The sequence below is a fragment of the Niabella beijingensis genome, assembly GCF_020034665.1.
Taxonomy (GTDB): Bacteria; Bacteroidota; Bacteroidia; order Chitinophagales; family Chitinophagaceae; genus Niabella; species Niabella beijingensis.
Genome location: NZ_JAIQDI010000002.1, coordinates 1,227,805 through 1,245,807, shown reverse-complemented (window position 1 = coordinate 1,245,807; position 18,003 = coordinate 1,227,805). Strand labels below are relative to the sequence as shown.

Below are 18,003 nucleotides of genomic sequence, written 5' to 3'. Positions count from 1 at the left end.
CTTAATTTGTATCTGATAAAGGTTTCATTACTTTTCGGAGCGCTCCGGGAATCTGTAACAGATCAAAATCATTGCCAAAGATCATGTATTTATTTTCCCAGATGGTCGCGTATTTTTCTTTAAAATCACGTAATGTTTTATAATGCCGGAAACTGCCCATGCGCTGCGACGCATATTTGATGATCCGTTCTGCCGGGTTATCCGGGGCCTCCATCCCGTTCAGCGGGATCATTCCCAGGTTCAGGTATTTATACTCTTTTTCCCGGGCATATTCTGTCAGCTTTACGATCAGGGCATCCATACATCCCCCAGGAGCTTCCAGCCGCTTGCGGATCAGGTCGTAGGTACACTCTTCCGGCGTATAATCCCGGATAATGTTCAGAAAGGCCTGTACCGTGCCATCCGCATCTTTTACAACGATCACATCCGAGCTCCGGATCTCGTCCCGGTTAAACATTCCCTGAGAGAATACCAGCTCTTTTTTTTCAAACTTATCCAGCCACTCATCCGACACCGATCTCAGTTCCTCCAGGAATGCATCGGTTTGGGGGGCCCTGACCAATACGGTTTTGTATCCCTTTTTCTGCAGGCTGTTCAGTCCGTTACGCATGGATTTCCGGTCTTTGCCCTCCAGTGTAAACCGGCCTACTTCCATGATGGCCTCCTGGCCCAGAAAGATCTTCATCTTTCTCAGGTTCTCAAAATACAAGAGACTGCTTTCGTCCACCCGGTAGTACACCGTCTTTAGACCCTCCTGCCGGCAGAAGCGCTCAAATTCTGCAAGTACTTCTATTTTGTCTTCTGCGGCACACACCGGTTCTTCCAGCACTACGGCAAAATCATTGGCGACCCGGTAAGCCGTAAACCCGTTGGTAACACCGGAAAAGAACAGTTGTTTATCGGCCATGGTCTTAAAATAATCCACTGCTGACCGGCCATGTTCTTCCAATATTTCCTTTGCCAGTTCCGCAGCGGTCTTCGGATCCGGAGCCGCATCAACAAAGATCCGCGGGCGTAACAGCGAATAGATCAGAAGCAGCCAGGAGCAGGTTCCGAGAAACCGTGTGATATTTACAAAATCGCGGCCAAAAAGAGTTTTCGGTGTGAGCTCATCATCGGAAAACAACAGGAAACTTCTCAGTGTATAATACAGCGACTGACGCCAGTTGAAATCGATTCCAAAATGCCGTTTATCGATAAAATAAAAACTAAGAAAATCAAACAGGCAGACAGAGATCAGTGTGATAAAAAAAGTAGTAAAGCCGATCCGGATCCATTTGGGATTTTCACGGATACGGTATTGTCTGCTGTTGGTGATCAGCAGCACCAGTATAAAGCCGGCAAGCAGACTTTCTTCATAATCCAGCGCTTTTGCAATATTACCGAGGATGGAAAGCGCAGTAAATATAAGAGCGGCCACCCATGCGGCCCGTAATCCTTTGATCAGGTAGGCGGATGTAACCAGCAGGGAAACACCCAGTACCAGTACCATCAGCTTGGAAGCATGAATGGCCTCCACCGGAAGATAATACCGGTCCAGCCGCATACGTTCTGCCAGCGGTGGTGTAGCCACGGAAATAATATTCACGATCCCCAGAAAGAAAATGGCAACCGCCGGCACGATACGTGCCACTAACTGCCGGCCTCTCCATATAAAGGCAAACAATCCCAGCAGCAACGGGATCCAAAATTCAAATACGCGGTACAGCAGGGTGATCCCCAGCCCTTCATCATGCCGGTATCCATAGCCCATAAAAATATACAGCATCGTGAACTCAACAGCTCCCAGGCCGCGCAAAAACGGAGACAGGATCATCAGTACCACGGAAAGTGTATAGCCTACAGCCGCCACCTGAAATGAAGGCGTGGCACCCAGTGCGTAGATGCTGATATAAACATGAGCAATGCCGCAACATTCGATTGCCAGTGAAGCCGCGATGGTCCGCCATAGCTGCTGCCGGTTTACAGTCCCCGAAAAGATCTCATCAATATTATTGATCACCGAAGGAAATTTCCTGCTGATCCACAGGTATAGTTTTCTCTTTTCCCGGAATGAATAAACGATAAAAAAGACCGCGCCCAATAACAGCCCCAGCAACAGCAGCGAAAGTCCCGCCGCACCGGCATGCCGTTGTTTACCGATAGTATAGAGGATAACCGGCACTCCTATCAGGAAAACAGTGAGCAGCCCTACATAGCCATAGATTGCGCTGGCCTGGTGGATCTGTGTGGCATTCAGGTTCCGTTTACGCAGCTGCGATGTGGTGTACGCCAGGGAACTGATACCGCCCGCAGGCAGGAATACACTTAAAAAATTCCGCTTTAGAAAAAGCTCCACAGCATCCGACAGTTTCAGCTGCATGCCCATTGCCCGGAAACTGTAAATATACATCAGGGCCTGGAGCAGTACATATAAGGCGGAAACGGCCAGCCCGGCAATGATCCAGCTGCCATCTGCAGCCCGCAGCTGGGGCATGATGGATTGCAGCTCCTTACGCTCGCTTCTGAAAAATACAAAGGCCAGCAGGATAACGAGCACAGCCAGGATCTCCTTCCAATAGGTCTTGGGCGAAAATCTCCGGATCTGTTTTAATAGCCGCTCTTTCATATAGATTTGGTTCAGTTATTTAAGCCGGTAAACATAGCCCAATTTCAACGCAAAACCATGCGGATTTACATCTAAATTGTTAAAAGAAAGGTGAAAGGCCTTCATACCAGCTTCGAGAAATAATCCCGACTTTTGAGTGAATACATACCCGGTACCGGCACCGCCGTATCCGTAAAAGCCGGCCTCCCGGATCTTGTAACGTACGCCGGGCTGGTCCTGGAACTCTTTATCATACCGTGCAAAACTAACACCCTCCTGCAGATGTACGTAGGGCTTCCAGCGGTTGAATGTGCCGATATAAAAATACTCACTCAGATAAACCGGAATAAAATTCAGATGATAAAGATCCCAGCCATTATCATCATGATAGCCGGTATAGGAGTATTCCATGCCGGCACCCAGCTCCCATTTTTTGCCAAAATATCGGTTGTACGAAGCGCTTACGCCCGGAAAATGATTTCCATGCGTGCTGTAAAGGTCTTCGACATTCAACCGGAGATTGGAACGGGATTGTGCGTCTGCTTTTGCGAGCAGGAATAAACAGAAAACAGTAGCCAGGAATGTGTTTCCCCGAAAGCGTTGGTTTAAAAAAAGCATAGACAAAATTACAATTAAAAAAGACAACCTCAGCAAGTGAGATTGTCTCAAATATTCAGGCATCCGCCTGCATCAACATTCAGGAACCCGGGCCCAATCACTTCGCCTTTTCTTCCTTTTTAGCGGCATCTTTCTTCGCCTGCATGTGATGGTGCTTCTTACCGGTCTTTCCTTTTTTATGTGTTTTGCTTACTTCTGTTTTAGCAGTTTTATCCTGCATATGAACACCGGCAGCATTTACGGCTACTCCTGTAGTAAGTAAAATCATTGCGGCTACTAAGATCTTTTTCATTGTTGTTTTTTTAATGATTATTTAATTTGTTGCTGCATTAAAACTACATCACCGGCGCAGCGGTTCAATCATACAATAGACGGAACGGCAAAACGGGTCGTTGAAAAAGGAAAAAAGATTTACCATTGCCGGTCCTTTTCGAAAATCGTCTGCTGCAGACTGCGGAAACAAACACGCATTAATAAAAAAAGCCCCCGCCTTACAGCAGGGGCACCTTAACAATCAAGAACTCAAAACGTATTTACTTCTTATTTTCTTTAAAGCGTTTATCGGGTGTACCGTCCTTTTTTAAATGCTGACTTTGTTTATACCGCTTATCGGGAGTGCCATCCTTTTTCAAATGGGCGGTAGCGGGCGGTGCTGCTTTTTTTTCTGCAACAACCTTTTTCTCCCCTGCTTGCACCGGCTTTGCGGCTTGTACCTTTGCGGGTTTTGTTTGCGAAGGTGTGGTCTGCGCCTGCGACAGATTAAAAGTAATCAGTGCGAGTAATGCAATAAAAAGCTTTTTCATTTTTATTATTTTTATTTACGGCTTAAAGATAAAACCGCTGCCGCAACAGGAATACGGGCTGTAGACGAAAAGGCAAAAACTGTCGTTGAAATCAAAAAAGAGAGCGGCAAAAAGATCAGGCTCCTGAAGCCGGTCAGCTATAATGTTTTGTATAATAGACGGCGGCTTCCTCAAGTGCGTGCTGACATATCCCGTACAACTGCCGGTATACCTGTTCAAATGAGGGATCCGCAGGCTCTGTTTTTTCCAGTGCAGAAAGCAGTTCTTCCGTGTCGGCGGTAAGGCCTAAAGCCGCCAGGGTTGTCTGCATGCTGTGAGCCGTTTTCCGTACACGGTCTGTGTCTCCCTGTTCCCAGGCTGTTTGTATCCGTTCCAGCTCTTCGGGTACTATTTCGCAAAACTGCTCCATGATCTCTTTTTCATATTCCTTATTGCCCCTGCTTACGGCGTGCAGGTAATCCAGCCGTAAATACCGCAGTTCGTTGTCCTGCGGCGTGGTAACAGGTGCGTGTGCTGCGGCTGTTGCCCCATGGGGCGATTGCAGCAGCTGTACCAGCAGCCGGTGTAATACCGCCTCATCGAGCGGTTTTGAGAGATAGTCATTCATTCCGGCCTGTAGGCATTTTTCTTTCTGGCTGGTCAGTGCATCTGCGGTCATGGCCACAACTGGTACCGGGTTCTTCAGCTCATTCCGGATAACTGCTGTGGTGGTATAGCCGTCCATTTCCGGCATCTGGATATCCATTAACACCAGGTCATAATGCCGTTCTCTCAGCAGCCGGATCGCCTCCCTTCCATCCGGCGCCAGGTCAAAAGGGAGTTGCCATCCTTTCAGCAATTGCGCCAGTAACAGCCGGTTCATCTCATTATCCTCAACCACCAGCAGTCTTTTATGCATCCATTCCGATTCGGATGTGTTAACCGGGGTATTGCCGGCTGTGCTGTTTGTTCCATCTGCCAGTCCGAAAGGCAGCAATATGGTAAAAACAGTGCCGGTCCCTTTTTCACTGGTCAGTTCGATACTTCCCTGGAGCAGCTGTACCAGGTCCTTTACGATCGTCAGGCCCAGCCCGCTTCCACCATACCTGCGGATAATACTGTCATCTCCCTGGCGGAAACGGGCAAATACCGCTGCGCGCTCCGATGCATCCATACCCATACCGGTATCCGACACCATAAAGGCCAGCAACAATTTATTTCCGGCGGCCTGTTTCACATCTGCCGTCACGGTTATACCCCCTCTTTCCGTAAACTTGATCGCATTGCTGATTAAATTCACCAGGATCTGGGTCAGCCGCACCTCATCCCCTTCAATGAATTCCGGAACCGCCTCCCCTACTTGCACTGACAGGGTTAATCCTTTTTCGTCACTGCGCGGCCGGTAGAGATGCTCAATGGTAGCAACCGTTTCGCGGATGTTAAAAGCAGCTTTTTCCACCGGCATCATCCCCGCTTCGATCTTTGAAATATCAAGAATGTTATTGACGATCTGCAGGAGGTTTTCCCCGGCTTTATGGATCAGTCCGGTATACCTTTCGGCTTCTGCGTCCGCCGTTTGTTTTCTTTGTAATAATCCGGTGAACCCTAAAATGGCATTCAACGGAGTGCGTATCTCATGACTCATATTGGCCAGGAAATTCTCTTTGGCCTCAGCCGACCGGCGGGCGCGTTGTTCAGAAACATTCAGCTGGTGGATCAGCCGCTGCTGCTCGCCCATTTTGTAGGAGATATATCCAAAGGCCAGCAGCGATGCAACAGCAGCTATCACGGCAAGGATGGTACCGAATGTTTTTGCATTCCGCCCGTTCTGATCAGCATTCCGGATCAATTGTATGACACTTACCTGATATTGCCGGTCGATGCGGTGTGACAGGTTGCGGATGGAATCTGAAAGCAGGGCTTCTTCCTGGTCATTGATCAGCGTTTCTGCCGCATCTTTTCCGTCACCGGCAAAAGTGCGGAGCACTTCTTTATTCAGGTCGATCTTTTTGTTCACCTGTTGCTTCAGCTGTAAAATCCCTGCTCCGATCACCGGATCGGTCTCAAAAGAGTCCAGCGTACCAAAAGACTGGTTCACTTTTTTTACCTGGTGCTCAAAACGGCCGTCCCGCAGGTCCTGCCCGCGGATCACAATACTTTTTGTTTCCGTTTCCAGCTGGGTTACGTTCTCCTGAACCTGCTGCAATTCCATTTTCAGCTTCAGCACATTCATCAGGTCTTCGTTCCCGTTGATCAGCTGGTTGATACTTTGACTGGAATTAAACTGCAGGAAGACGATGACAATGACTGCCGCTATAAATGTAACTACAAGTATGTACCGAAAAGAAGATTTCATAACCGGGCAATTCCCGCCAAATATAGTCTAATTATCAGGCATCGTCGCGGTGATTAGTGGTAATGGTCCAGAACAATTTTATAAAAACAACCAGGTCTGCAGCAATGAGGGCTAAGAAAAGGAGGATCACCAGCCAGTTCCGGAATACGTATAGTTCATAAAGAAGGCCGTATACAAATCCGATCAGCAACAATGCCGAAACCGTCATATATATGATTTTCCGGGTGTTCACGATACTGGTTTTACCTCTCAAAATTACAAGCGGGAAAAACGGCCGGCGGCAAAAATCGCTGAACGGGCAAAAAGGATCGTTGGAATGGGGAGCTGTTAGCTGTCAGCTATTGGTGTTCTATTGTTGGCGATGGGGCATCTGGCTTAAACTGATGATGGGAGGAGATTTGAGAATTGAGAGTTGAGTTCAACTACCAATGGATGCTATCCCATAGCTGACGGCCGATGGCTCATGGCCATCCTTACAGCACATTCAGCCGTTTGTTCAATGCGCTTCTGTACGCATCGGCAACAGGCACGGGCCGGCCCCCGATGATCAGCGCGCCCTGTTCCACGCTGTCGATCTTATCCACTGCTGCAATATAAGAACGGTGTACCCGGATAAATTGCTGAGGCGGTAACCGCTCCTCCACGGCCTTTAACGGACTATGAACAGCATAGAACTTTTTAGCCGTATGCAGCTTTACATAATCGCCCATCGCTTCGGCATATAAGATCTCATCAAACCCCAGGCGCTTTACAACATTGGCATCCCGGATAAAAAGAAAGGCATCGATTTGTACACTTACCTGTTCCCGGTTGCTTGCAATGATCTCCCTTGCCCGGTCGATCGCCTGGATAAAGCGTGCCGGTTGTACCGGCTTGGTAAGATAATCGGCCACATTCAGTTCAAATGCTTCAATGGCATAGTCCTTTTTGGCAGAAATAAAAATGATCACCGGCCGGTTTTCACCAAGGTGGCGTGTCAGTTCCAATCCGGTCATTTCCTCCATTTCAATATCCAGTAACAACAGATCCACCTGTTTATCCCGGAGTATATTACTGGCTTCCAGCGCACCGGATGCCTCTGCTACCACTTTCAGGTCACTCACCTGCGCCGCCAGCTGTTTTAAGGTGGTCCGCGCTATTTTGTTATCATCAACGATCAAACAGTTCATATATTCTTTTGAAGCACTCCAAAAGTAGGGCTTATTTTTGTGTTTCCGCAGTTGCCAAACAGGATCAGCCGGGTTATTGGTCCCATTCGCTTATTTAAGGTCCTGTGATCTTACAAAAATTACAAAAAGACAATATGGTACCGGCTACAATTTCAACCATCCGGTTGTTACTTCGCATAAGTTTTGGGGATCGAACCCGCTATTTTTATTTTACTGTAACCAATGGGCTTTACAAGACGGTTTTCTGATTCGAATGTCCTATTTTAGCCCTCTATCCCTGTTATCATTCAATTCATGAAACCAATGATCGTTTTTCGAAAAGGACTTTTCTTCCTCCTGTTGTTATTGTATAAAATGGCTGCGGCTCAGACCGGCTTCCCCAAACCGCTGCGGCTCGGTTTTAATATCGGTATGGATAAGGTGACCCCCGCCGGCATGAAGGCCGCAAAAGCAGCCGGTATCGATTGTATTGAGATCGGCATGGGTGGTATCGTAGACACCGCCCGTAATTTTTTAAAACAGGATGACGCCTTTTTGGCCATTGCGCAGCAGGCAAAAAAAGCGGCGGATGAAGCCGGTATACAGATCTGGTCGGTACACATGCCGTTTGGGAAAAACATCGACCTGTCGCTGGGTGATGAGAACGAACGCAACGCTGTAGTAGCCATGCATGCACGCCTATTAAAATATGTAGCCGTCCTGGACCCGCAGCTCATTCTTTTTCATCCCAGCTGGTACCTGAACCGCAATGAGCGGCCGCTGCGTAAAAAGCAACTGGTACGGTCGGTGCAGGAATTGAACCCGATGGTAAAACAACAGGGCGCCACTATGGTGATCGAAAACATGCTGGGGCCGGAACTGCAGCACGGGCCGGTGCGCGAGCGGCCACTGTTACGCACGGTAGAAGAGGCCGTCGAAGTAATGAACCTGCTGCCCCGCGATGTCTATTCCGCTATCGATCTGAATCATATCAAGTACCCGGAAAAGCTGATCCTGGCTATGGGCAGCCGTTTAAAAACACTGCATGTTGCCGATGGTACCGGCCGTGAAGAAAACCATTATTTTCCCTGCAACGGTAAAGGCGAAAACAATTGGGTGGCGATCCTTCAGGCACTGGACCAGGTACATTACGACGGGCCTTTTTTATATGAAAGTCATGCTTCCAATCTGGCCGACTACAGGTCCTGCTACCAGTCACTTTATGCCGCAGCATTTGGTACCGGGCCCGCGCTCGGTACTACGCTCGGAGAAAAAAATTTTCCGCTGACAGCACAACTGACCGATCTGCAAACAACCCCGGTATTTGAAAAGGCCATGCAAGCAGTTGCGGGGGAATATGCCGCACAATTGCAGCAGGACATTCAAACCTGTACAGACAGAACCTGCTATGCCACGGCCCTCCGGCTATCGCCGGAGCTGATCCGGAGGACCGGCGATGCCTGGGTTAGCGAACATGCCGGCAATACCCGGCTGCAAACCCTGGTTGCCGGACTAAAAAAGAAAGAAACCTATTATCGGTTCAACCAGCTGAAGGATACCGCCTACCTGCGCAAGGTATGGGAAACCGAAGCCGGTTATATCAACAATGTTTTCAGTGTCTATATAAGCGGCGCGGCGCCCCGGTATCCTAAAATTGATTCCATCCGCTTTAACGAAAAAGATAAAGCATATCCCAAAACAATAAAAGATTACCTGCAACAGGCTGCAGGCCATGTGGCAATGCCGGCTACGGCTTTCCATGCCGCCATCCGCATACTGGAGCTGAACGGGCGCTATGAAGCCGCCCGTTATGAACCGCTGGAGGCAGGTCTTAATACCACTCCGGTAAGGCAGCTGAAAAAAACCAACTGGAACCGCTATGCTTACAGCCTGATACTGGTACCAGGGCTTGGCCCGGAAGACCCGGCGGTAACACTGGATTCCGGTGGTGCCCGGCGCTGCCGTGCCGCTGCAGAATTGTATAAAAAAGGAATGGCGCCGTTCATCGTGGTATCGGGCGGCAATGTGCATCCCTTTTTAACACCCTACAATGAGGCGGTAGAGATGAAACGTTATCTTACAGGAGTTATGGGCATACCGGAACATGCCGTGTTTATTGAACCCCATGCCCGGCATACCACCACCAATATCCGCAATACCAACCGGATGATCTACCGGTTTAAAATACCCGCCGGCAAACCCGTACTGATCGCCACCGATGCCAGTCAGACCCAGTATATACGCGGCAATATGACCCGAACCTCCCTCCGGGATTTGGGTTATCTTCCCTACAGTAATATGAAGAACATTAACACGGAACAGACCTCTTATTATCCCAACAAAGAATGCCTGCAAACGGACGCTTCCGATCCGCTGGACCCCTAGTGGTTTCCCGGCATATCGGCTTTGTGTTTTGCTTCAAAGATCAACGCTACGTTGCAGCTGCTAATAGCAGCAATTAACCTGACGCATATGCGATAGTGACCGGAACAACAGATCCGGTTAGTCCTGTTGCCGGACAAAGTGTAACATTTTGATCTTTCTGCGTTTAACTGTATATGAGATCAATTGTTTATTTATTTGTTACCGCGCTTATTAGTTTCACCTGCATTACCCTCCGGGCACAAACCAGCCGCGCCCTATTTTCTCCGGCTGAATTGAAAGAAGACCTGAATTACCTCCGGCACCTTGTTTCCACCGTGCATGTAAACCCTTACAGTGAGTTGACACCCGCACAATACGATAGCCTGTTTAACAATATCGCCGCTTCACTGGAAGATACCGCTACCGCCACAGCTCTTTTAAAAAAGATACGGCCGGTAATGGCCCGGCTTTCTGATGAACATGCGCAGCTGAACCTTAAATCAGCGTTGCTGGATTCCGCTTACCGCAATGCGCCGGTATACCTGCCCTTTATGCTAAAGAAGAAAGGCAACACCTACTGTATTGACCGGTGCCTGGGCAATGCACCTGCCGGCTACAGCGGATGGGAGATCCGCAGCATTAACGGTGTGCCTGTAGACGAATTGGTATCCCTATGTGCCCTTGCTACTATCGGCTATCCTGACCAACGGACGGAAACCGCCCTGCACCAATTTGGCTACCTGTATCCCTGGGCTGCAGGAACACTGACCACTGTATTCAACATAACTTCCACAACAGGAAAAATCATCACTGTACCAGGCATTTTCTTAAAGGACTGGGAGGCATTCTTTGCCACGCAGGCAGTACCGGCCTGTGCAGAGCGGTTATCGTATACCCGCTACGGAGATACGGGCTATATCAATGCCTGCTCTTTTGATGTAAAGGCGGAGGGCCGGTATTCGCGAGATTCCATCCGGGCAGTCATCGACGGTATTTTTAAGCAGGTAAAAGCAGATGGCATCACACAACTGATCATTGATGTAAGTCGCAATGAAGGTGGCAGCACCGCTGTGGGCGATTACCTCATCAGTTCTATTTACCATAAGCCCTACCTCAGCTACCAGACCAACTGGAAACGGAGTGACGAATATTTAAACCTGCTGCGATCCTGGGGATTTGATAATGCACCCTATGCCGCCGCACCGGTGGGTAAGGTACTGCACTTTGCATCGGAGCGGATCAGCCCTGAACCTGTCCCTTATCCCTACAACGGAAAAACCGTTATAGTTATTGGCCCTGCCACATTTTCCAGCGCCATGAATTTTGCCACACTGATAAGGGACAATCATATTGCTACGCTGGCCGGCCAGACACCGGTTAACGGCCATCCCACCAGCTTTGGAGAAATGTTTTACACCACCCTTCCTCATACGCAGCTCTTTGTACGTTTTGGAGTTAAAGAACATATCCGACCTTCAGGCAGGGTGGCCGACAATTACCTGCGACCGGATATTCGGTTAACCGATCAGCAAATGAGCGATATCCACGAAATGATCCGCCATATCATCGCTGTAAAATAAGGTCGCCCTGAGCGGATCCCGGCAAAGACGGAAGGCCCGCCATTCCGCTCCGGCAATGATTCGTGCTTCACCTGGTTCTGTAAATTTTGTAGTACTCCTGTAAATTTTGTGTTACCTGCCCGGCAGCTACTCCGGAGCCGGCTTTCCGGCTTGTTTGTTGATGCAGGATAGCTGAAGGATACACCAATATAAACCGACTTAAAACTACAAAATGAAAACAAAACCCCTGGGAGCACTCCTCCTTATCCTGCTGCTGGCAGCATGCAAACGGAACGTGGCCGATACCCGACTCACTACTGCTGTGGCTGCAAACGGCCGGCCGGTGCTGGCGGCGCTGGCCTCCGTATACCAGAACCCTGTGATCCCCGCCTCGCAGGATCCCAAAGACCCGCAGGTATTTAAAGCAACGGACGGCAAGTTCTACCTGGTGCACCCCAACGATAACAAGTACAAGATCTACTCCTCGTCCGACCTCGTGAACTGGACCTTAAAAACCGCAGCCGGCTTTACCAAATCCACCGGTTCTTTCTGGTCGGCTGGCAGCTTTAAAAGCGGCAGCACCTATAATTTATATTATACCCATGTGCTGGGCGCAAAGAACAAACGGATCGGCGTGGCAACCTCCTCCACACCGGATGGACCCTATACGGATGCCAATGCCAGCCTGGTGGTAAAGACGGATGCCTCCGGTGGCTATATTCCTGTAATAGATCCTTCTGTTTTTAAGGACCCGGCAAACGGAAAAGTATACCTGTATTATGCCCGGAATGTAGGTACTGGTACGCTGCCGGATCTTCGTTGTGTGGAACTGACGGCTGATGGACTGAATACGGTAGCAGGTACCGACAAGCAGGTGCTCACCATCACCCAGGATTGGGAAAAGATCAATATCGAACACCCGCTGGTGTACTATGCCCCCAATGCACAACCCAGTCACCGCTACTATATGCTGTATAACGGAGCGGGCGGCGCGCTGCCCCGTTATGCAATCGGCTATGCCTATGCTGCATCGCCTGCCGGGCCCTTTACAAAAGCAGTGGCAGGTACCGCTACGGGCAATAATCCCCTGGTAGCACAGGATCCGTCAAAGGGGATCTACGGGCCGGGAGCCCCCAATACCGTGGTGGATGATGCCGGTGAGCGCTGGCTGATCTACCGGATTAAAACCACCAATACCGAAGCCTGGAACGATCGTGCGATCTGTATCGACGTCCTGTTCCGCAATGGCAGCGACCAGCTGATCTGTACCCCCACAAAGGGCACGAACCAGACGGCGCCAACCTTTTAGAGACGGTACCTGTACAACAGCAACAGGCCGGCAGCACTGTCCGGCCTGTTGCTGTTGTATAAAGACAGGAAATAGCCGTTCCTTTATACATTAAACCGCTTTATCTGCCCGTACCTGATAAATCACCTTTTCCAGGAAACGATACACACTGCAAACAAAAAACAAAATTTTCGCCCTTTTTAAACGGATCTGCCACCCCTATCCTTCAGCAATCTGCGGAATTTTGTAAAAACAGCCCGATGCTTGTCCGGACCACTCCCATACAATGCTGATTTGAATGGTGTACCGCGAAACCGTCCGTTATCCTCATGCCTGCACCAACGCGACAAGCCTCTGATCTGTCATTTTTTAAACCTAAAACAATAATCATGAAACACGTATTAAAAATCAGTATTGCTGCGGCGCTGCTCATTGCCTGCAACAAAACACCCGTTACGTCGCTTGCCGGCGCACGTTCCCAGGTACCACACGGGCCCGGACTGGAAATGCTTGCACAGAATATATGGCAACTTACACAGCGCAGTTCGGGGCAGGCAGAAGCCAGCCGGATGATGTTATCATTGCGTACCGCCGATCATGATCCCGTAGGATTGCGGAAAAACGCCAATACTCCGCTCATCGTAAACGTGACCATCATCAGCGGCAATGCATTGCCCCAGCTGCTGGTAGGGAGTTACGACCGGGAAACCGTAACCAGTTACAATCTGCAACCCGGGACCAATACTATTTCCGGGGCTGCAGGGGATCTCTACCTCAAATTTGCAGCCGATCAGCCTTCCGCCGGTAATAAGGTAAAGGTGGAGTTTGTAAGTGGTTTTTCAGTCTTGCCGTTTTATATCCTGGGCACTACCACCAACCAGCAATGGAAAACCATGCTCGCCGGCGATACCCTGCCCAATGTCGTACTCGTATCCAAAAGAGCGTTTGTGGTGTGCTCACGAACAAAGGCGATCGAATTCCAGGACAAGAACCAGGACTCCGCCCTTCTGTATATCGACAGCGCCTTAAATGCTGAACATGCTTTCAGCGGACTTGACGGAAGCACTGCCGCCGATAAGACCTGGGAGGGAAAGATCATGATCGTGGAGCGGACCGGAGGGTATATGGACGCCACGCATGAAGGCCGGGTACGTGTTGTGGGCAGCTCCTTCAGCCGTGTACTGGATCATACCGTGATCACCGGAAACGGCTGGGGGCTCTTTCATGAAATGGGGCATCATCACCAGATGTGGAACTGGACCTTTGGTGCTGTGGGTGAGGTGAACCCGAATATCTATACTCTTGCCGCCTACCGGAAAATAAAATCCGGGTATACCTGGCTTACAGGATCCAAATGGACCGCAGTGCAACAATACCTTGCACTTCCGGATTCCAGCCGCAACTATACCACCTCGCAGGCCTCGGGTGATGTACGCCTGGCACTTTACCAGCAGCTGTGGCTGGCCTTCGGCGACAACTTTTATCACAACCTGCACCAACTCGTACGGGCAGAAAAGCCTTCACCCGCAGGGAATGCTGAAGAGGAAATGCGGGTCCTGATGTTATATGCCAGCAGGGCTTCCGGTAAAGACCTGGGCTCCTTTTTCCGGAAATGGGGTTTTAAGGTAAGCCAGTCGGTTTATGATGAGATCACTAATCTGAGCCTGCCCGCACCATCCGTTGATATCACCACGCTTCATGAATAATTAACGAAGCATTCTCTTTATAAAAAGCCGGAACGGGTCTGAACCTGTTCCGGCTTTTATTGGTGATCCTTTTAACAAAAGTATTAGGGTACCTGAAGCTTCCGGTGTACCCGCCCTGTGGATGGGTGGCCTTTAATCCTGGTGAAACACTTCTTCCATGCGGCTCCAGGTTTCGCCTTTGGCAGCAGCATCCGGAAGCGGCAGCTGCGTGGGCGCTGTTTCCTTCCACCAGCGTTGGGTAGTACTGTCTGCTGCCATTTTTTTCATATCCGCCGTAAAGTCGGTACCCACATATTCCCAGTAACTGAAAAGATATGGTTCCCCATCTATTTCTTTTAAATAAATGGAATAATTGCGGATATTACATTCTGTGATCTTTTGTTTTACAGCGGGCCATACCGCGGCGTGTAATTGCTTGTAGCAGACGACCTGGCCGGGTTTTAAACCGGTAACCATGCCAAACCGTTCCACTTTTGTCTCCGGCAGGGCGCCGGTTTTTTCCCCGGCTGTTTTTTTTGATGCAGGCGCGGTACAGGCTATCGCCATAGCTGCCACCAACGCCATTACAGGATTCAATGCACGCATATCGGTACTTATTTAATGATCGGAAGGGTTGATACCGGTTTGTCGGTTTCCAGCGCCACCACATAAGGCAGTCCGCTTTTTTCAGGCGCTGGTTTATGGATTTCGATGCTGTCACCATTTTGTGCCAGGTTCACCTTTTCCCCCGCCAGGGTATGTGCGGTCTTGATTTTAATACCTGGTATTTTCCTAAGGACAATAGATGCCGTATCCGTATTCAGCACATGTACATAAATGGTCTTATTCTTCCGCGTAGTGGCATAAGCCCCGGTAGGCTCATAAGGACCGCCCAGTGTGCCATACACGGCTTCTCCGTTTATCTTCAGCCAGTCGCCGATCTCCTGCAACCGTTTTACTTGCCGCGCCTCGATGCGGCCATCCGGCATGGGGCCAACATTCAGAAGCAGGTTTCCGTTACCACCCACGGCTTTGGAGAGGATGGTAAGGCATTCCTTCAGTGATTTCATTTTATCATTGGGTTTCCAGGCCCATTGGTTGCAGATGGTAAAACAACTTTCCCAGGGCAGATCCATGTTCAGCCGGCCTACCACCTGCTCGGGGGTATCATAATCGCCGATCATTTTTGCAGCATCAATCGTTTTATTATCCACAGCGGCAAATTCCTTGCCCAGCCGGTTGTTGGTAATGATGGAGGGTTTAAGCTGTTTTACATAGCTGTAAATATCCCGGCCCATTGCATCGGTCCAGGGACTTTCCCATTGTCCGTCGAACCAAAGCATATAAGGATCATAGCTGGTGATAAGCTCCTTCAGCTGGTTTTTCATAAAAGCGATATAACGGTTCATATCCGATCGGGGATCGGGCTTGGGGTTATTATGGGGTGAATGCATCGGATAGTCCGGATGGTACCAGTCCAGCACCGAATAATAAATACAGAATTTGATCCCTTCTTTTTTACAGGCCTTGCTGAGGGCGCCCACCACGTCTTTTTTATACGGACTGTTCATAATATTATACTCCGTAAACTTTGTGGGCCAGAGACAAAACCCGTCGTGATGCCGGGCAGTAATCGTAAGATATTTCATTCCTGCATCCTTTGCTGCCTTTACCCAGGCACCGGCATCAAAAAGCACCGGATCAAATTCTTTGTAAAGAGCATCATAGTCGGCCTTGGATACTTCACGGTCGCGGCTCCAGCCGATCTCCGTACCCCGCAGTGCTACCGGTCCCCAATGAATGAACATTCCAAAACGGTCCTGCATAAAGGATTGTAATGATGCGGAGCGGGTCTGTGCATTTGTGTTGCAAAAAACAAATGCCGCCAGCATGAGAAAAAAACTTTTTTTGCGCATACGATTTTATTTGCTTTTAAAAAATCAAACAGTGATTAGCGAAAGCACCAATAGAGCACGCCCATCAGTGCGATCAGTAAAAATGAAAGTACTTTATAATTACCGATGCCCTTCCACCCGCTGCTTTGCAGTGGCTCCCAAACAGACTTCCAGTACAGGTTGCGGCTCTGCGCTGTATGCTGCACCGGGTATGCATAAGAAAATACTACCTGCATCAATACACAGGCACAGAACAGGTAGAAGGCCATCATCATAAACGGAATGTGGCCGATAAAGGTTTCCGGTCCTAAAAGTTTATTCACCGCAAAAACCGTCACACCCAAGGCAGATCCCAGCCATAAGGTCAGCTGGGCAGCTTTTGCCGATGCTTTTTTCCAGAACACGCCCAACAAGAATACAGTAGTAATGGGTGGTGCTATATGAGCGATCACATCATTAATACCTTCAAACAGGCTGCTGTACCGGTTGAGCAAGGGCAGTAACCCGATGGATACCACAAGAGCAACAGCAGCAGCAACACGGCCCACGGTCACCAGTTTTTTATCGTCGGCCTCCGGTTTGAAGCGTTTATAAAGATCAAAGCTGCTGAGGGTAGCGATCGAATTGAGCGCTCCGGCGATCTGGCTCATCAGCCCCGAAAGCAACGCCGCTACCAGGATACCTACCAGTCCTTTGGGCACCAGTTGTGTGATCATTAAAGTATAGATACCCTTTGTGTTCAATACCGCAGCGCCACCGGCGCCGGTCTGTTGCAGGCTGCTGAGATCCAGTTTACCGGAATGGAATAACGCATAGGCAAGCAGACCCGGCATTACAAAGATAAAAACGGGCAGTATTTTTATAAAGCCGCAGAACAGGGCACCCACCCTTGCATGGTTCTCATCCCGCGCCCCCAGTGCGCGCTGTACAATGGTCTGGTCTGCGCACCAGTACCAGATACCCAGCACCGGGTACCCCAGGAACACCGCCAGCCAGCTCATACCGCTGGCGTCCCCTGCGGGGCGCAGCATGCTGATCTTGTCCATACTGTTCTGCGCCTCCAATATTTCCGTCATCCCCTTCCAGCCGCCGGCTTTGTTCCAGGAAAAATAAGTAATGATGAGCGCTCCGGCAATGAGCACCACGCTTTGCACCGTTTCCGTAACCACCACCGCGCGCAGTCCGCCAATGATCGTGTACAGCCCCGTAACCAGTGCAATTACAATAATGCTGGTATACATATTGATACCAAACAGGGTTTCCAGTACGATGCCGCCCGCAAGAAAGGAGAAGGCGATATGAATGATCACGGCGGAAATGATGGAAATAAACGCCAGCCAGTCGCGGCAGGCCTTGTTATACCGCCGTTCCAGGAAATCAGGGAGCGTAGAGACCCCTGAGCGGATGTAAAACGGTACAAACCATAAGGCCAGCAGCACCAGGGTAAAAGCAGCCATCCACTCAAAATTGCCGTTGAGCAGGCCGGTATCAAAACCGCTCTGGGCAAGACTTACCAGGTGCAGGCACGAAATATTGGTGGCAAACAATGCCAGGCCGATCATAGGCCAGCGCAGTGTATTACCGGCAAGAAAATATTCTTTGCTATCCGTGCTGCCCGCCCGCTTACGGGCGCCCGTCCAGAGGCCAATGGTTACAATGAACAGGATATAGCTGATCGTTATAATTATATCGGGAGTCGATACCATCTTTGTTAATCGTTA

The 18,003-nt window shown here is 49.7% G+C and carries 14 protein-coding genes; 4 read left to right on the top strand and 10 right to left on the bottom strand.

Features of this window, described 5'->3' with window-relative positions; all coding sequences use genetic code 11:
- Position 1: 1 nt before the first annotated feature.
- The 7 genes from K7B07_RS21270 to K7B07_RS21240 form a co-directional block, all read right to left on the bottom strand.
- Positions 2-2,608 (bottom strand): phosphatidylglycerol lysyltransferase domain-containing protein, encoded by a 2,607-nt coding sequence (locus tag K7B07_RS21270; RefSeq protein ID WP_223712558.1) that lies wholly within the window; start codon positions 2,606-2,608, stop codon positions 2-4.
- A gap of 15 nt (positions 2,609-2,623) precedes the next feature.
- Entirely contained in the window at positions 2,624-3,205 is a 582-nt protein-coding gene (locus tag K7B07_RS21265; protein ID WP_223712557.1) for a hypothetical protein, read from the bottom strand.
- A 97-nt stretch (positions 3,206-3,302) separates the two neighbouring features.
- A complete protein-coding gene (locus tag K7B07_RS21260; RefSeq protein ID WP_223712556.1) occupies positions 3,303-3,497 on the bottom strand; it encodes a hypothetical protein in 195 nt (64 codons plus the stop codon).
- A gap of 241 nt (positions 3,498-3,738) precedes the next feature.
- Positions 3,739-4,008, bottom strand: coding sequence for a hypothetical protein (locus tag K7B07_RS21255; RefSeq protein WP_223712555.1), 270 nt, complete (start codon positions 4,006-4,008; stop codon positions 3,739-3,741).
- A gap of 133 nt (positions 4,009-4,141) precedes the next feature.
- Entirely contained in the window at positions 4,142-6,343 is a 2,202-nt protein-coding gene (locus tag K7B07_RS21250; protein ID WP_223712554.1) for a response regulator, read from the bottom strand.
- A 34-nt stretch (positions 6,344-6,377) separates the two neighbouring features.
- On the bottom strand, positions 6,378-6,575 hold the full coding sequence (locus K7B07_RS21245) for a hypothetical protein (protein ID WP_223712553.1): 198 nt from the start codon (positions 6,573-6,575) through the stop codon (positions 6,378-6,380).
- A gap of 241 nt (positions 6,576-6,816) precedes the next feature.
- The gene (locus K7B07_RS21240; RefSeq protein ID WP_223712552.1) at positions 6,817-7,512 is read right to left on the bottom strand and encodes a LytR/AlgR family response regulator transcription factor; all 696 of its coding nucleotides are present in this window, start codon (positions 7,510-7,512) and stop codon (positions 6,817-6,819) included.
- 303 nt (positions 7,513-7,815) lie between these two features.
- Between K7B07_RS21240 and K7B07_RS21235 the strand changes: the two genes are divergently transcribed.
- The 4 genes from K7B07_RS21235 to K7B07_RS21220 all read left to right on the top strand — a co-directional run bounded on the left by K7B07_RS21235 (position 7,816) and on the right by K7B07_RS21220 (position 14,408).
- Positions 7,816-9,876, top strand: coding sequence for a TIM barrel protein (locus tag K7B07_RS21235; RefSeq protein ID WP_223712551.1), 2,061 nt, complete (start codon positions 7,816-7,818; stop codon positions 9,874-9,876).
- A gap of 173 nt (positions 9,877-10,049) precedes the next feature.
- The gene (locus tag K7B07_RS21230; protein ID WP_223712550.1) at positions 10,050-11,435 is read left to right on the top strand and encodes a S41 family peptidase; all 1,386 of its coding nucleotides are present in this window, start codon (positions 10,050-10,052) and stop codon (positions 11,433-11,435) included.
- A gap of 211 nt (positions 11,436-11,646) precedes the next feature.
- Positions 11,647-12,723, top strand: coding sequence for a family 43 glycosylhydrolase (locus K7B07_RS21225; RefSeq protein WP_223712549.1), 1,077 nt, complete (start codon positions 11,647-11,649; stop codon positions 12,721-12,723).
- 368 nt (positions 12,724-13,091) lie between these two features.
- On the top strand, positions 13,092-14,408 hold the full coding sequence (locus K7B07_RS21220) for a M60 family metallopeptidase (protein WP_223712548.1): 1,317 nt from the start codon (positions 13,092-13,094) through the stop codon (positions 14,406-14,408).
- 132 nt (positions 14,409-14,540) lie between these two features.
- Here K7B07_RS21220 and K7B07_RS21215 read toward each other — a convergent pair whose 3' ends face one another.
- The 3 genes from K7B07_RS21215 to K7B07_RS21205 are packed head-to-tail and all read right to left on the bottom strand — an operon-like array spanning position 14,541 to position 17,988.
- Positions 14,541-14,993 carry an L-rhamnose mutarotase gene (locus K7B07_RS21215; protein ID WP_223712547.1) on the bottom strand — a complete coding sequence of 151 codons (453 nt, stop codon included), beginning with the start codon at positions 14,991-14,993 and terminating at the stop codon, positions 14,541-14,543.
- A gap of 8 nt (positions 14,994-15,001) precedes the next feature.
- A complete protein-coding gene (locus K7B07_RS21210; RefSeq protein WP_223712546.1) occupies positions 15,002-16,303 on the bottom strand; it encodes an alpha-L-fucosidase in 1,302 nt (433 codons plus the stop codon).
- 35 nt (positions 16,304-16,338) lie between these two features.
- The gene (locus K7B07_RS21205) at positions 16,339-17,988 is read right to left on the bottom strand and encodes a sodium:solute symporter (RefSeq protein ID WP_223712545.1); all 1,650 of its coding nucleotides are present in this window, start codon (positions 17,986-17,988) and stop codon (positions 16,339-16,341) included.
- Positions 17,989-18,003 lie beyond the last annotated feature (15 nt).

What these genes read in the sequence shown, in the direction of transcription:
- K7B07_RS21270 (WP_223712558.1), bottom strand. Translation starts at nt 2,608, where the DNA reads ATGAAAGAGCGGCTATTAAAACAGATCCGGAGATTTTCGCCCAAGACC.
- K7B07_RS21210 (WP_223712546.1), bottom strand. Translation starts at nt 16,303, where the DNA reads ATGCGCAAAAAAAGTTTTTTTCTCATGCTGGCGGCATTTGTTTTTTGC.
- K7B07_RS21205 (WP_223712545.1), bottom strand. Translation starts at nt 17,988, where the DNA reads ATGGTATCGACTCCCGATATAATTATAACGATCAGCTATATCCTGTTC.
- K7B07_RS21215 (WP_223712547.1), bottom strand. Translation starts at nt 14,993, where the DNA reads ATGCGTGCATTGAATCCTGTAATGGCGTTGGTGGCAGCTATGGCGATA.
- K7B07_RS21255 (WP_223712555.1), bottom strand. Translation starts at nt 4,008, where the DNA reads ATGAAAAAGCTTTTTATTGCATTACTCGCACTGATTACTTTTAATCTG.
- K7B07_RS21265 (WP_223712557.1), bottom strand. Translation starts at nt 3,205, where the DNA reads ATGCTTTTTTTAAACCAACGCTTTCGGGGAAACACATTCCTGGCTACT.
- K7B07_RS21220 (WP_223712548.1), top strand. Translation starts at nt 13,092, where the DNA reads ATGAAACACGTATTAAAAATCAGTATTGCTGCGGCGCTGCTCATTGCC.
- K7B07_RS21250 (WP_223712554.1), bottom strand. Translation starts at nt 6,343, where the DNA reads ATGAAATCTTCTTTTCGGTACATACTTGTAGTTACATTTATAGCGGCA.
- K7B07_RS21235 (WP_223712551.1), top strand. Translation starts at nt 7,816, where the DNA reads ATGATCGTTTTTCGAAAAGGACTTTTCTTCCTCCTGTTGTTATTGTAT.
- K7B07_RS21260 (WP_223712556.1), bottom strand. Translation starts at nt 3,497, where the DNA reads ATGAAAAAGATCTTAGTAGCCGCAATGATTTTACTTACTACAGGAGTA.
- K7B07_RS21225 (WP_223712549.1), top strand. Translation starts at nt 11,647, where the DNA reads ATGAAAACAAAACCCCTGGGAGCACTCCTCCTTATCCTGCTGCTGGCA.
- K7B07_RS21240 (WP_223712552.1), bottom strand. Translation starts at nt 7,512, where the DNA reads ATGAACTGTTTGATCGTTGATGATAACAAAATAGCGCGGACCACCTTA.
- K7B07_RS21230 (WP_223712550.1), top strand. Translation starts at nt 10,050, where the DNA reads ATGAGATCAATTGTTTATTTATTTGTTACCGCGCTTATTAGTTTCACC.